The sequence below is a fragment of the Pseudarthrobacter sp. KH_020_B genome (genome assembly GCF_057840185.1).
In genome coordinates this window covers 2,599,855-2,614,090 of the sequence record NZ_CM174506.1, presented here as the reverse complement: position 1 = coordinate 2,614,090, position 14,236 = coordinate 2,599,855, and the positions used below count along the sequence as shown (strand labels likewise).

The window sequence follows — 14,236 nt, the reverse complement described above, 5'->3', positions numbered from 1 at the left end:
AATTATGTTGCGTTGGTTGACTGCCGGTGAATCCCATGGTCCGGCCCTGATGGGAATTATTGAAGGCGTCCCCGCCGGTGTTGAACTCACCAGCGGGCAGATCGCCGATTCATTGGCACGCCGCCGCCTCGGTTACGGCCGGGGCGCACGTATGAAGTTTGAACAGGACGTCGTGACCATCCTCGGCGGCGTCCGCCACGGCCTGACCCAGGGCGGTCCGGTGGCCATCCAGGTCGCCAACACCGAATGGCCCAAGTGGGAGCAGATCATGGCTGCCGACCCGGTGGCTCCGGAAATCCTGGCCGACCAGGCCCGCAACGCGCCCCTGACCCGGCCCCGTCCCGGACACGCAGACTTCACCGGGATGCAGAAGTACGGGTTCTCCGAAGCCCGGCCCGTCCTGGAACGTGCCAGCGCCCGGGAGACCGCCACCCGTGTTGCCATGGGCACCGTCGCGTCCCAGTTCCTCAAGGCGCTCGGCATTGAACTGGTCAGCCACACCGTTTCCATTGCCAGCGTGACTGTCCCGGAGGGCCGTCCGCTGCCCGTTCCGGCCAACGTGATTGCGCTCGACGCCGATCCCTTGCGCTGCTTTGACCGCGAGACCTCTGACGCCATGGTGGCCGAGGTTGACGCCGCACACAAAGAAGGCGAAACCCTGGGCGGTGTGGTGGAGGTCCTCGCGTACGGACTGCCGCCGGGACTGGGCAGCTACGTCCACTGGGACCGCCGGCTGGACTCCCGGCTCGCCGCCGCCCTGATGGGCATCCAGGCCATCAAGGGCGTGGAAGTCGGCGACGGGTTCCTGACAGCTGCACGCCGCGGCTCCGCTGCCCACGACGAAATTGTCAAGGACGCGGACGGCAAGATCATCCGGACGAGCAACCGGGCCGGCGGCATCGAGGGCGGCATGAGCATTGGCGACGTCCTGCGCGTGCGTGCGGCCATGAAGCCCATCGCCACGGTGCCCCGCGCCCTGCGCACGGTTGACGTCAGCACGGGGGAGCCTGCGAAGGCGCACCACCAGCGCTCGGACGTCTGTGCGGTGCCGGCTGCCGGCGTGGTGGCCGAGGCTATGGTGGCGCTGGTTCTGGCGGAAGCCGTCACCGAAAAGTTCGGCGGTGACTCCGTGGCGGAGACCGCCCGCAACATCAAGGGTTACCTGGACAACATTCCGGCATCCCTGGACTCGATCGGCCACTAGTGTCCGGGAGCCATAAGGCCGGTGTGCCTGGCAACCGGCCCATTGTCCTCATCGGACCCATGGCGGTGGGAAAGTCCGCCATCGGCCACGAGCTGGCCAAGCTGCTGGACGTGCCGTTCGTCGATACGGACAATCTGATCGTGGACGCCCATGGCAGCATTGCTTCGATCTTTGCCGGTCGCGGCGAGCACGCATTCCGGGAGATCGAGGCCCGGACCGTAGCCAGTGCGGTGGAACATGCGGAGGGCTCCACCAGCGTGATTTCCCTGGGCGGCGGAGCCGTGCTTGATTCCGGAACGCAGCAGCTCCTGGGACGCTGCACTGTGGTGTACCTCGAATGCGATGAGGAAACCGTGGCCGTCCGCATCGCCCGGAACTCGGGCCGGCCGCTGCTCGCAGGCGATGCGATGGCCCGATGGTCCGCGCTGTTTATTACCAGGAAACCCGTTTACGAACGGCTGGCAGACCTTGTGGTGGATGTCCGCCATGGCTCTGTCAGCGAGCTGGGACACCGGCTCGAAGTTGCGCTGCGTGACTACGCGGCCGCCAAACAGGAAGTTGAAAAGTGAGCGTCGATTCAACAGTCATCAAGGTCACCGGCGAATCCGCAGGGCAGAATTACGACGTCGTAGTCGGCCGCGGTCTGCTGGGGAACCTGCCCGCGTTGCTGGGGGAGCGGGTCCGGCGTGTGCTGGTCATCCATCCCCGGGCGCTGCGGTTGACCGGTGACACCGTCCGCGATGAGCTCGCTGCAGCGGGTTTCACGTCGCTGACCGCGGAAATCCCGGACGCCGAAGAAGGCAAGCACATCCAGGTCGCCGCTTTCTGTTGGCAGGTCCTGGGCCAGAACGACTTCACGCGCTCCGACGCCATCGTGGCAGTGGGCGGCGGGGCCGTCACCGACCTGGCCGGTTTTGTGGCGGCCACCTGGCTCCGCGGCGTGAAGGTCATCCACATGCCCACCAGCCTGCTGGGCATGGTGGACGCTTCCGTGGGTGGAAAGACCGGGATCAACACGGCTGAGGGCAAGAACCTGGTGGGCTCCTTCCACCCGCCGGCCGGTGTACTGGTGGACCTGGACACACTGACCACGTTGCCCAGGAACGAAATCATTTCCGGCATGGCCGAAGTCATCAAGTGCGGCTTCATCGCAGATCCGGCCATCCTTGACCTGGTGGAAAGGGACCCGGCGGCGGCCACCGACCCCGGCTCGGACGCCCTGCGCGAACTCATTGAACGCGCCATCGCGGTCAAGGCCAAGGTGGTCTCGGAGGACCTCAAGGAATCCGGGCTGCGCGAAATCCTGAACTACGGCCACACCCTTGGCCACGCCATTGAACTGGTGGAGCGCTACTCCTGGCGACATGGCGCGGCGGTTTCGGTGGGCATGATGTTCGCCGCTGAACTTGCCCGCAGTGTTGGCCGGCTCAGCGATGCCGACGCCGATCGCCACCGCAGCATCCTGGAAACACTGGGACTCCCGGTCACGTACCGGCGGGACCGCTGGCAGGGTCTGCTGGACGGCATGCGGCGGGACAAGAAGTCACGCGGGGACCTCCTGCGCTTTGTGGTTCTGGACGGCATCGCCAAGCCGGGCATCCTGGATGTCCCGGACACGTCGCTGCTTTTCGCGGCCTACCAGGAAATCGCGTCCTGATGCAGGGCGACGTGGCGGGCACCAGCGACTGGCCCGAGGCCGGCTTCCCCGGAATCCGGATCAACCCGGTCTCCCTGCTGCCGGAGATCGTCAACGAGGATGCCTGCCGCGCAGCCTTGGCGGCGTCCACGGACCCGGCAGACCAGATCTTCGTCCTGATCGTGGAGGGGCATGCTCCAGAGGCGGCCGAATTGCTCGCCGAGGCCCGCTTCAAGGATCCTGAGTCCTTCCGCCTTCGCACGTTCGAGGCTGAGGTGCTGCGTGTCTCACACCGCACGGACCGCGCCCTTGATCTGTTCCGGCAGTTGCTCGCGGAGTTCCAGGGGACTGACCGTGAAGCCCTGGTGCTGCAGTACCTGGGTAAGACGCAATACGCCGCCGGACACACGTCCGCCGCCGTAGAAGCCTTCGCCCGGGCGCTGGATCTTCGGGTTGCGCAATCGGCTGATGCCGCGCAGATCTACTCGTCCACCGTGGCGCTTCAGCGGGCCCGCGACGTCCTTGATCTCGCCTGCTGACACGCCTATCCGGTTCTGAGGTGGGTGGCCGGGAGGCCGGACGCAAGGCGCCCGGGTTTTACCGGTAGAATGGTTCTTGGATTTTTGATAAACACGCGCTGGCGGGCCGTTCGGCATGCCTGGCCGGCATAGAACGTCTGACAACTGACCAGACAGATAGAAACCAGAGGATACCAGTGGCAACCACTAACGACATCAAGAACGGAACGGTCCTGAAGCTCGAGGGCCAGCTCTGGAACATCATTGAATTCCAGCACGTCAAGCCCGGCAAAGGTGGCGCGTTTGTGCGGACCAAGATGCGGAACGTGATGTCCGGCAAAGTTGTAGACAAGACGTTCAACGCCGGCCTTAAGATCGAGACCGCCACGGTTGACCGCCGCGATTACCAGTACCTGTACCAGGACGGTGCAGACTTCGTGTTTATGGACACCTCGGACTTCGACCAGCTCACGGTCTCCGGCGCCACTGTTGGCGACGCCACCAACTTCATGCTGGAGAACCAGATGGTGAACATCGCCATCCACGAAGGCAACCCGCTGTACATCGAACTTCCGCCCAGCGTTGTCCTGGAGATCACCTACACCGAGCCTGGCCTGCAGGGCGACCGCTCCTCCGCCGGCACCAAGCCCGCAACGCTGGAAACCGGCTACGAGATCCAGGTTCCGTTGTTCGTCGAGAACAACACCAAGGTCAAGGTCGACACCCGCGACGGCAGCTACCTCGGCCGGGTCAGCGAGTAGTGAGCGCACGCGGTAAGGCCCGTAACAGGGCACTGGAGGTCCTCTTCGAAGCTGAGCAGCGCTCGGTTTCCGCTTTCGATGTACTCAGGTCCCGGCGCGAACTGACCGACCAGATCGTGAACCCGTACACCTTGGAAATCGTGGAGGGCGTGGTCTCGCAGCAGGCCGCCATCGACGAATTCCTTGAGACCTATTCCCAGGGCTGGACCCTGGAACGTATGCCTGCGGTGGACCGCATCATCCTGCGGATCGGCACCTGGGAACTGCTGTACAACGACGACGTTCCCGACGGCGTCGCGGTCAGTGAGGCAGTGGCACTGTCCAAGACGCTCTCAACGGACGAATCGCCGTCGTTCATTAACGGCCTCTTGGGCCGGCTGCAGCAGCTGAAGCCCTCGCTGCTCGCCTGAGCTGTTTTCGCACGGGCCAACCGTCCGCGCACAGCCGTCATGAAGAGCCCCGACCAGTTCACCCTGGCCGGGGCTCTTTGCGTCCCGGCAACGATCGCTGACCGGCGCTTCCTATAGGATCTGAATATGCAAAACGCGTCCAAAGGCCCCCGCGCCGGCAGCAGGCCAGATGACCAGACCGGCCCCCGCAGGAGCGGCCGCACGGTCAGCCGCGAGGTGCTGGCGGACCACGTTTATGCGGAGCTCCTGGCCTCCCTCATGGATGGCCGGTTGGCCCCTGGAGCAGTGGTCAGCATTGACGGCACGGCCCGCGAGCTGGACGTTTCCCCCACTCCTGTCCGTGAGGCCCTGGCGCGGCTTGAGCACACCGGAATGGTCCGGAGGGTGGCACTGAAGGGCTATCGTGTGGCTCCCGTTTTTACGCAGGAGGATTTTGCGGAGCTGATGGAGGCGCGGCTGGCAATCGAGCCTGTCAACGCCCGGCTGGCCTGTGAACGCATGAACCCGCATGGCCTGGCCGAGCTCGAGCAGGCCGTCGAGGACCTGAAATCCGCACCGCGGGGGCCTTCGTTTGCCGAGTTCAAGGACTATCTCGAGGCGGATGAGCGGTTCCACCAGCTGATTGCGCGGCAGACCGGCAACCAGTTTATGGAGGCCGCTTACTCAGCCCTCGGGGGTCAGGTCCAACGGTTCCGGCTCTTCGGCGGGGTGGGCATCACGGACGCCGAGCATGCCATCGCGGAACACCAGGCAGTTCTGGAAGCCGTTACCACTGGCGATCCGGACAAAGCGGCGGCAGCCATGGCGGACCACATCCGCAGGGTCCGTTCCCGGGCGATTGCCGACGCCCCGGAAAGCTAACCCCAACCCCATGTAGGTCGCATTTAGTGTCGTTATGAGCGCCCATGGCGACATTAAATGCGACCTAGTTGGGAAGGGCACCTCAAGGATGTGATCTTGACAACTCTTTTTTGATAGTAGATCCTATAGGAAAGAGGATTATGAAGGAGTGAAGCATCGTGGCTTACACAGCTGAGAATTGGCCCATCACCGCAGCACTGCTGCAGTTTCCGGGAACTGACGGCAAGGGAACGCAGATCAACGACGCCGATGCGTCCAGTTGGGCGGAAGTCCTGACCGAGGTCAAGGAAGCCGGCTTTGCCAACGCTGACCTGACCGACAGCTGGGTCCGTCCCGGCGATCTGAGCACGGAGCGGCTCGCCGAGTTCAAGCAGACCGCGGAGACTGTGGGCATCGGAATCCCGGTCATCTCCGCCATCCGCCGCAGCGTGATCCACGAGACGGAGTGGGCAGACAACCTCGCCTACAGCCACCGGACCATCGACGCCGCCGCGGAACTCGGCTGCGAAGTTGTGTCCTTCGGCCTGCACCAGGCACTGACCGCCGAGCAGCAGAAGCAGCTGTGGTTCTGGACCGTGGAGGGCCACAAGGACCCGGTGGGGGATAAGGAAGCCTGGGGCAACGCCGTCGCGCGTTTGCGTGAACTGGGCCGGCACGCAGCAGACGCCGGCATCCTGCTCTCGCTCGAGATGTACGAGGACACCTACCTGGGCACCGCCGATTCCTCAGTCCAGCTGGTGCAGGACATCGGGCTGGACAACGTGGGACTCAACCCGGACCTCGGCAACCTGATCCGCCTGCACCGGCCCATCGAGGACTGGCGCGAGATGGTGGCCAAGACCCTGCCGTACTCCAACTACTGGCACATGAAGAACTACATCCGCGACGAAGACGTGGCCCGGGACAGCTACATCACCATGCCGGCGCCGATGGAAAGCGGCCTCATCAACTACCGCGAAGCCTTCAAGATCGCACTGTCCGTCGGCTTCCAGGGCATCCTCTGCACCGAGCACTACGGCGGCGACGGACTTAGTGTCACAGCCAGCAACCAGGACTACCTGCGCCGCCAGATCCTGCCCAAGGCCAACGGCTATGCGCTCGGCCAGAGCCAGGTGTCCCAGGGGCGGCAACAGCCCGCCGCGGAACTGGCAGGAGTCTAAGGAACAGCCATGACACAGATCTTCGACAATCCCGCTGATTTCGCGGATGAGGCGCTGGACGGCTTTGTGGCGGCGAACCGCGGCTACGTTGCCCACGTGGACGGCGGCGTGGTCCGGTCCACCGAAGTCCCCGCCGGGCAGGTGGCCCTGGTAGTGGGCGGCGGCTCCGGCCACTACCCCGCCTTCGCCGGACTCGTGGGCCCAGGGCTGGCCACGGCCTCGGCCTGCGGCAACATGTTCGCCTCCCCGTCGGCGGGCCAGGTCTACCGCGTAGCCAAGGCGGCCAACGCCGGCGGCGGCGTGCTGCTCAGCTACGGCAACTACGCCGGCGATGTACTGCACTTCGGGCAGGCCCAGCTGCGGCTCAACGCCGAGGGCATCGAGACGCGCACGGTCACGGTGACCGACGACATCGCCAGCGCACCCCTGGACCAGCTGGAGAAGCGGCGCGGCATCGCCGGCGACCTGACAGTCTTCAAGATCGCGGGCGCCGCGGCCGAAGCCGGACTGAACCTCGGCGAGGTCGAGCGCCTGGCCATCAAGACCAACTACCGCACGCGTTCGCTGGGCGTGGCCTTCGACGGCTGCACCCTCCCGGGTGCCAAGGACCCGCTGTTCCACGTCCCGGCCGGCCAGATGTCACTGGGCCTGGGCATCCACGGAGAGCCGGGCATCTCCGAACATGCCATGCCCGCGGCCTCCGAGCTGGCCGAACTCCTCGTCACCAAGCTCCTCAATGACAAGCCAGACGACGCCGGCAACCGGGTCGTGGCCATCGTCAACGGCCTGGGAACCGTCAAGTACGACGAACTTTTCCTCCTCTTCGGCAAGGTGGAGAAACTCCTCGTCAACGCCGGCCTCACCGTGGTGGAACCGGAATGCGGCGAACTGGTCACCAGCCTGGACATGTCCGGGCTTTCCCTCACGCTGCTCTGGCTGGACGAGGAACTCGAACAGTATTGGGCGGCACCGGCAGACACCCCTGCCTTCCGCAAGGGCAGCATGTCGCCGCGCGCACTGCGCCAGACAGCGGGAATCGACGACGCCGAAACCGCCGACGTCGAACAGTCCACCCCTGCGGCGGCGGAGCTCGGCCGGCAGGCCGTGGCCGTCCTCGCCCAGGTGCGGGACGTCGTCGTCGAACACGAAGACGAGCTGGGGAAACTGGACGCTATTGCCGGCGACGGCGACCACGGCATCGGCATGCGCCGCGGCGTGGACGCTGCGGCTGCCGCGGCGGAAGCCAGCGCCGGCGCCTCCGTGGGGCGGATCCTGGCCGCGGCGGGGGAGGCCTGGAGCGAACGCGCCGGCGGAACCTCAGGCGCACTGTGGGGGTCCGCCGTCATCGCGGCCGGACAGTCGCTCGGCAACAAGGACCGCTACTCCGGAGAGGACGCGGCCGCGGCCGTCACGGCCTTCGTCTCGGCCATCACGGAACTCGGCAAGGCTGAAGCCGGCGACAAGACCATGGTGGACGCGCTGCTCCCGTTCCGGAACGCGTTCCTCACCGAGTTCGACGGCGGAGCGCCCGTTGACAGAGCGCTGGCGGCAGCCGCCGCGGCAGCCGAGCTCGCTGCCGCCCGCACCGCAGAACTGCGCCCTCTCAAGGGCCGCGCCCGTCCGCTCGCCGAAAAGAGCCTGGGCCACCCCGACCCCGGGGCTGTCTCCTTTGGGCTGATCACGGCGCGGATCTCACAACACCTCGATCAACAACTGGCTGAAACCCAGCTGGCCACCACGGCAGGAAACGGAGCACAGGCATGAGCACATCACAAGGTTGGCGCATCGTCATCGGCAACGATGAGGCCGGCGTCGAATACAAGGAAGCCCTGAAGGCGCTGCTCACAGCAGACAGTCGCGTTGCCTCGGTGCTGGACGTCGGCGTGGGCGCCAACGATGCCACCGCCTACCCGCACGTCGCGGTCAATGCCGCCCGTAAAGTGGCGGACGGAGAAGCGGACCGCGCCCTCCTCATCTGCGGCACGGGACTGGGCGTGGCCATCGCGGCCAACAAGGTACCCGGAATCCGTGCGGTAACGGCCCACGACAGCTACTCCGTGGAGCGGTCCGTCCTCAGCAACAACGCCCAGGTCCTCACCATGGGCCAGCGGGTCATCGGCCTGGAGCTCGCCAAGAAGCTCGTGGGCGAGTGGCTCGAGTACCGGTTTGATGAAAGTTCAGCGTCCGCCGAGAAGGTCGACGCCATCTGCTCCTACGAGCCCGAATACACGAAGGCAGTCTGATTATGACCACAACACGTAACAGCTCACGCAAGATCGCCGTCGTCGGGTCGGGCTACATGGGCGGCGGCATCGCCCAGGTCCTGGCACTGGGCGGAGCCCGCGTTGCCCTGGCAGATGTTTCCGCCGAGGTGGCGCAGAACAACTACGAACGGCTGCTGGCCGAATCCGACCAGTTCGTCGCCGACGGCCTGTTCCCCGAGGGATCCACCGAAATCCTCAAGCAGAACCTGTGGGCGGCCAAGGACATCGAAGAAGCCGTGGCGGAGGCCGACTTCATCGAAGAAGCCGTGCCCGAAGTCATCGCCATCAAGCACCAGACACTGGCACGGATCAGCGCCGCGGCCCGCGCCGACGCTGTCATCGGTTCCAACACGTCAACCATCTCCATCGCGGAGCTGTCCGAGCCGGTCGCCAACCCGGAGCGGTTCCTGGGTGTGCACTTCTCGAACCCGTCCCCGTTTATCCCCGGTGTGGAGATCATCCCCCATGCAGGCACGTCGGCCGCCACCGTCGGTGCCGTCCGGGACCTGGTCCATGCCGCCAACAAGCAGACCGCGGTGGTCAAGGACGTCACCGGATTCGTCCTGAACCGCCTGCAGTACGCCCTCTTCCACGAGGCCGCGCAGCTCGTGGAGCAGGGAATCGCGACCGCTGAGGACGTGGACACCCTGGTCCGCACCACCTTCGGCTTCCGCCTGCCGTTCTTCGGTCCGTTCGCCATCGCAGACATGGCCGGCCTGGACGTCTACAACTTCTGCTACAAGTCCCTGCAGACCGAATTCCCGGAGCGCTTCGCCACGCCCAAGATCCTGAGTGACCTGGTGGAGGCAGGCAAACTCGGCACCAAGACCGGCGCGGGCTTCCTCAACGTCCCGGCCGAACGCACCCCGGAACTCATCGCCTACCGCAACAGGGCCTACGTGGCCATGCAGAAGCTCATCGACGAGCTCGGCCCGGCCCCCATCAACTAAGGAGCATTCCCGTGACCACTTTCCCCACTGAACGCACCGCAATCATCACCGGAGCCGTCTCCGAACGCGGTATCGGCCGCGCCACCGTCAACTACCTGGCCGCCCAGGGCTGGAACATCGGCATCATCGACCTCGACGACGCCCTGTGCAAGGCCGCCGCCAAGGAAATCGCCGCCGAATATGGCGTCCAGGCACACGGTGTAGGCGCCAACGTGGCAGACGAAGCCTCCGTCCGCGCAGCCATCGACTCGATCGAGGCAGAGCTGCCGCAGGTCGTAGCCCTGGCCAACGTGGCCGGCGTCAGCTCACCTGTTCCTTACCTTGAACTGGACGCCGCGGAATGGGACCGCGTTATGAGCGTCAACCTCAACGGTGTCCACTACGCCACCCGCCGCGTCGCCGAATCCATGGCGAAGAACCGGATCGGACGCATCGTGAACATCTCTTCGGTCTCCGCGCAACGCGGCGGCGGCACCTTCTCCAAGACGCCGTACTCTGCGGCCAAGGCAGGGGTCATCGGCCTGACCCGCGCCACCGCCCGCGAACTGGGGGAGTACGACATCACTGTCAACGCCATATCCCCAGGCCCCATCGACACGGACATCATGGGCGGCACCCTCAGCCAGGAACGCAAAGACGAACTCACCAAGGACCTCGTGGTCAACCGCGTCGGTTCCAGCCGCGACATCGCAGCAGCCATCGCCTTCCTCATCAGCGAGGACGCCGGATACATCTCCGGCCAGACGCTGAACGTGGATGGCGGACTCTACATGCACTAGGAAGGACCACCATGGGCTCCTGGACCAAGGAACGCAGAATCTACCTGGCCGTGGGCGTGTTCGCCTGCCTGGTCGGCGCAGCGCTCATCGCATTTTCGCTCTGACCGCTCCAACATCTTCCACTGATTTGCTCAAGTACTTACTCAACGAGGAGTTCGAATGACTGTCACCACTGGAACAAACGCCACCAAGGAGTTACTGGATTCACCGGTCCTCAAATCGGCGATCTCCAAGGCCTCCTTCCGGCTGATGCCGATGCTCGTCATCCTGTACGTCGTGGCATTCCTGGACCGCACCAACGTGGGCTTCGCCGAGGCAGCACTGGAAGTGGACAGGGGCATCACTGCCGGCGCGTACGCACTCGGCGCGGGCATCTTCTTCATCGGCTACGCGTTGTTCGAGATCCCCTCCAACCTGCTGCTGACCAAGTACGGTGCCAAGATGTGGCTGGCCCGCATCGCCATCACGTGGGGCATCGTCTCCGCCTGCTTCGCTTTTGTCCAGGGCGAGACATCGTTTGTGATCCTCCGCTTCCTGCTGGGCGTCACTGAGGCCGGCCTGTTCCCGGGCGTCATCATGTTCCTGGCCGCCTGGTTCCCCAACAAGGTCCGCGTGAAGATGTTCGCCATCTTCTACCTGGCCCAGCCGTTCTCCCAGATGATGGGCGCCCCGCTGTCGGGATGGCTCATCAACATCGGCGACCAGGTTCCCGGCGTTGCCGGCTGGCAGGTTATGTTCTTCGTTGAGGGCATGCTGGCGGTGCTCGCAGGTATTGCCGCCTACTTCTTCCTCATCAACTCCCCGCAGGACGCGAAATTCCTGGACAAGGACGAGAAGAAGGCACTCCTGGACGTTATGGCCCTCGAAGACGGGGTCAAGGAAAAGGACGGCCCCCGCGGTGTCCTCGCCGCCATGAAGAACCGCAAGGTCTGGTACTTCACCGCCATCTATTTCTGCCTCCAGATTGCCGTCTATGGCGTGACGTTCTACCTGCCGCAGCAGGTGGCACAGCTCACCGGGCAGAAGGTGGGCATCGAAGTGGGCCTGCTGGCCGCCATCCCATGGTTCTTCGGCATCTTCGCGTGCTACTTCATAGGCAAAGCGGCCAACACCATCGTCCGCCGCCGCGTCTGGGGCACCGGCCTGTTTGTCTCCACCGGCCTGTGCATCTTCGGCTCCGCCTGGGCAGGCTCCAACCACCTCCCGGCGCTGGGCATCATCTTCATCACCCTCGCGGTGTGCAGCTTCCTCTCGATCGGTCCCATCGCGTGGTCCTACCCGACGGCGTTCCTCACCGGAACGGCGGCCGCTGCGGGTATCGGCCTCATCAACTCGCTGGGCAACCTGGGCGGTTTCGTGGCGCCCATCCTGCGGACCACGGTCAACCAGGTCACCGCATCGGACACGGGCACCATGGGCGTCTACGCCCTGGGCGTGCTTCCGTTTGTGGCGGCCATCATGATGTACGCCACCAAGAGGTTCCGCAACAAAGCGGACGATCTGCTCGACAACGAGTGACCGGACGCCATGACCGAATGCAGCAGCGCTGAGCACAGCGGCACCCCGGAGATCCTCTACATCGGCGTCAGCACCAAGATGTACATGGGGTACCGGGACTGCCTGGACTGGCTCGCCCGCATCCAGCATGAAGCGGACTCCCGTCCGGCCCTTGCGGCCGGGCGGGTGGTCCCGTTTGTGATCCCTTCCTTCCCGGTCCTTCCGGCCGCCGGCCGTGTCCTCGCAGGATCACGGCTTCTGCTGGGGGCCCAGAACTGCGGCTGGGCGGACGGGCCGTGGACAGGTGAGGTGTCGCCGTCGCTCCTGGCCGAACTGGGGGTAGCCCTCGTGGAGATCGGCCACGCCGAACGGCGGCGGCACTTCGGCGAGGACAGCACCATGATCGCCCGGAAGGTCCGGGCAGCCGACGACGCCGGCATCACTCCATTGCTGTGCGTCGGCGAGGAAACCCGCGATGAAAAGCGTGGGACCGGGGCCAGCGCCGCGGCCGCGTTTGTCCACCAGCAGATCAACGAGGCGGTAGGCGGTGACTGGGCCCTGGCATCCCGGCTCGTGATCGCCTACGAACCGGTCTGGGCCATTGGCGCAGCGGAGCCCGCCGGCGCAGGCTACGTCGCCGCCGTCGTGCGTTCACTCCGGAGGCTGCTGGCTGCCCATTCGCACGAGGCAGGCAGTGCGTTGGGGGAGCTGCCTGTCATCTATGGGGGGTCGGCCAAGCCAGGGCTGCTGCCCGCGCTCGACGGCGTCTCCGGACTTTTTCTGGGCCGGTTCGCCCACGATGCGGCGAATTTCGGCAAAGTCCTCGATGAGGCACTGTCAATGACGGCCGGGCCGAAAGCTCTCCAGGGAACGTAACCCCAGAAACACAGGCAGCGTGCCAGTCAGCCCGCGACGGCGGCGCGCAACGACAGAATCCGCTGCAATTGCTGCTGTTCCTCCATTTGGTGAAGCCGGACATCGTGGCCGCTGAGGATGCGCTGCCGGATGAAGGCGAGCTGGGTGGCAGAGTGCAGGAACGCCTTCATCTGCGGGCGGCGGTGGTAGCCGGCCGCCCAGTGCAGGGCGGTCCGCCGGCCGCGCGGAGTGGCCAACAGTTCAACCTCGGCAGGGCTGAACCAGCCAGCCGCGGAATACTCCAGCAGCCGTTGGCGGGTGAGCCGGTTTTCAGCGACGCGGAGCAGGATGATGCCCACAACGGCCAGTACAAAGATGGGCACCTGGATCAGGATGTACTCCGCCAGGAACCCCGCGCCCATGCTGTTCCACCGGTTATGCAGCAGCATCGCCGGGATCAGCCCGATGACAAAGGCCAGCACCGAGGCCCCGGAGTGCCAGCGGCGGGCCGCGAAACCCATGATGAGGCCGGTGGTTCCCGTGAAGATGGCATGTGCGAACGGCGACATCACCCCACGGAGGAGGAAGATCTGGGCCAAATCCGTTCCCGGGCTGGCGGATTCGGCGATGGCCCGTCCGAAGTAGAGGATGTTTTCGGTAAACGCGAAGCCGCCGGCGATGGTGAAGGCGAAGACTATGCCGTCCACCGGACCGTCGAAGTGTTTGCGCGCCAGCAGCAGGATCAGCAGCAGGCCCAGGGACTTGGCGAACTCCTCCACCACGGGCGCCTGGACGGTGGCCATAAACGTCTGGAAGTCAGCCACGTCACTGAACTGGAAGGTCAGGGCAAAGAACGGCTGGACCAGCAGTGTGACGGCGATGGACACCGCCGCGCCCCAGGTAAACGCGAAGAACAGGAGCCGCTTCGGTTCCGGTTCCCACCGGTCGATCAGGTAGACGGCAAGGAGCACCGCGGACAGCGGGATCAATGAGACCACAAAGCCCACCAGGAACCCGCCCACGCCGGTGTTGGCCAGCAGGAACGGCACCACCAGGAACAGGCTCAGGAAAACAAGGGCGGCGCCTCCCACCGTGAGTGCCAGGATGCCGGTGGACCGCCTGCCTGCCAGGGTTGCCTGTGGCGGCCCCAGCGGCGGCAGCTGGGCTGCGTTGGTTCCGGGCGCCGGGCGGTAGTACTCCGGTTCAATCCGGCCCATCCAGCTGGGGTTGGCCTGCGTGGGGAAGGGATCCGGCGGACCGGCCGGCCCGCCGGGCTGGCCGGAACCCGGCTGCTGAGGGTGCATGGACATACTGGAAGCCTATGATGCCCCTGCCGGTGTG

At 65.3% G+C, this 14,236-nt stretch carries 15 protein-coding genes; 14 read left to right on the top strand and 1 reads right to left on the bottom strand.

Annotated elements, in window-relative coordinates:
* Window positions 1–4 precede the first annotated feature (4 nt).
* The 14 genes from aroC to AC3IT0_RS11900 all read left to right on the top strand — a co-directional run bounded on the left by aroC (window position 5) and on the right by AC3IT0_RS11900 (window position 12,916).
* Window positions 5–1,204, top strand: a complete 1,200-nt coding sequence (gene aroC, locus AC3IT0_RS11965) for a chorismate synthase (RefSeq protein WP_489320019.1) — start codon at window positions 5–7, stop codon at window positions 1,202–1,204.
* Between the two features lie 59 nt (window positions 1,205–1,263).
* Window positions 1,264–1,773 carry a shikimate kinase gene (locus AC3IT0_RS11960; protein WP_489323781.1) on the top strand — a complete coding sequence of 170 codons (510 nt, stop codon included), beginning with the start codon at window positions 1,264–1,266 and terminating at the stop codon, window positions 1,771–1,773.
* Window positions 1,770–2,861, top strand: a complete 1,092-nt coding sequence (aroB, locus tag AC3IT0_RS11955; RefSeq protein ID WP_489320018.1) for a 3-dehydroquinate synthase — start codon at window positions 1,770–1,772, stop codon at window positions 2,859–2,861. Before AC3IT0_RS11960 ends, aroB begins: the two co-directional genes overlap by 4 nt.
* Window positions 2,861–3,379: a tetratricopeptide repeat protein gene (locus tag AC3IT0_RS11950; RefSeq protein WP_489320017.1), complete on the top strand. Its 519-nt coding sequence runs from the start codon at window positions 2,861–2,863 to the stop codon at window positions 3,377–3,379. Before aroB ends, AC3IT0_RS11950 begins: the two co-directional genes overlap by 1 nt.
* 176 nt (window positions 3,380–3,555) lie before the next feature.
* Window positions 3,556–4,119: an elongation factor P gene (gene efp, locus AC3IT0_RS11945; RefSeq protein ID WP_056340266.1), complete on the top strand. Its 564-nt coding sequence runs from the start codon at window positions 3,556–3,558 to the stop codon at window positions 4,117–4,119.
* A complete protein-coding gene (gene nusB / locus AC3IT0_RS11940) occupies window positions 4,119–4,529 on the top strand; it encodes a transcription antitermination factor NusB (protein WP_489320016.1) in 411 nt (136 codons plus the stop codon). Before efp ends, nusB begins: the two co-directional genes overlap by 1 nt.
* A gap of 126 nt (window positions 4,530–4,655) precedes the next feature.
* Entirely contained in the window at window positions 4,656–5,390 is a 735-nt protein-coding gene (locus tag AC3IT0_RS11935; protein ID WP_489320015.1) for a GntR family transcriptional regulator, read from the top strand.
* A 158-nt stretch (window positions 5,391–5,548) separates the two neighbouring features.
* Window positions 5,549–6,550, top strand: coding sequence for a sugar phosphate isomerase/epimerase family protein (locus AC3IT0_RS11930; protein WP_489320014.1), 1,002 nt, complete (start codon window positions 5,549–5,551; stop codon window positions 6,548–6,550).
* A gap of 9 nt (window positions 6,551–6,559) precedes the next feature.
* Window positions 6,560–8,314, top strand: a complete 1,755-nt coding sequence (gene dhaL / locus AC3IT0_RS11925) for a dihydroxyacetone kinase subunit DhaL (protein ID WP_489320013.1) — start codon at window positions 6,560–6,562, stop codon at window positions 8,312–8,314.
* On the top strand, window positions 8,311–8,793 hold the full coding sequence (locus AC3IT0_RS11920) for a ribose-5-phosphate isomerase (RefSeq protein ID WP_489320012.1): 483 nt from the start codon (window positions 8,311–8,313) through the stop codon (window positions 8,791–8,793). Before dhaL ends, AC3IT0_RS11920 begins: the two co-directional genes overlap by 4 nt.
* Window positions 8,794–8,795: 2 nt before the next feature.
* Window positions 8,796–9,764 carry a 3-hydroxyacyl-CoA dehydrogenase family protein gene (locus AC3IT0_RS11915; RefSeq protein WP_489320011.1) on the top strand — a complete coding sequence of 323 codons (969 nt, stop codon included), beginning with the start codon at window positions 8,796–8,798 and terminating at the stop codon, window positions 9,762–9,764.
* 11 nt (window positions 9,765–9,775) lie between these two features.
* A complete protein-coding gene (locus AC3IT0_RS11910; protein WP_489320010.1) occupies window positions 9,776–10,543 on the top strand; it encodes an SDR family NAD(P)-dependent oxidoreductase in 768 nt (255 codons plus the stop codon).
* A 159-nt stretch (window positions 10,544–10,702) separates the two neighbouring features.
* Entirely contained in the window at window positions 10,703–12,061 is a 1,359-nt protein-coding gene (locus AC3IT0_RS11905) for an MFS transporter (RefSeq protein ID WP_489320009.1), read from the top strand.
* A gap of 9 nt (window positions 12,062–12,070) precedes the next feature.
* Entirely contained in the window at window positions 12,071–12,916 is an 846-nt protein-coding gene (locus tag AC3IT0_RS11900) for a triose-phosphate isomerase family protein (RefSeq protein ID WP_489320008.1), read from the top strand.
* Window positions 12,917–12,942: 26 nt separating this feature from the next.
* Here AC3IT0_RS11900 and AC3IT0_RS11895 read toward each other — a convergent pair whose 3' ends face one another.
* Window positions 12,943–14,205 carry a PrsW family intramembrane metalloprotease gene (locus AC3IT0_RS11895; RefSeq protein WP_489320007.1) on the bottom strand — a complete coding sequence of 421 codons (1,263 nt, stop codon included), beginning with the start codon at window positions 14,203–14,205 and terminating at the stop codon, window positions 12,943–12,945.
* Between the last annotated feature and the right edge of the window lie 31 nt (window positions 14,206–14,236).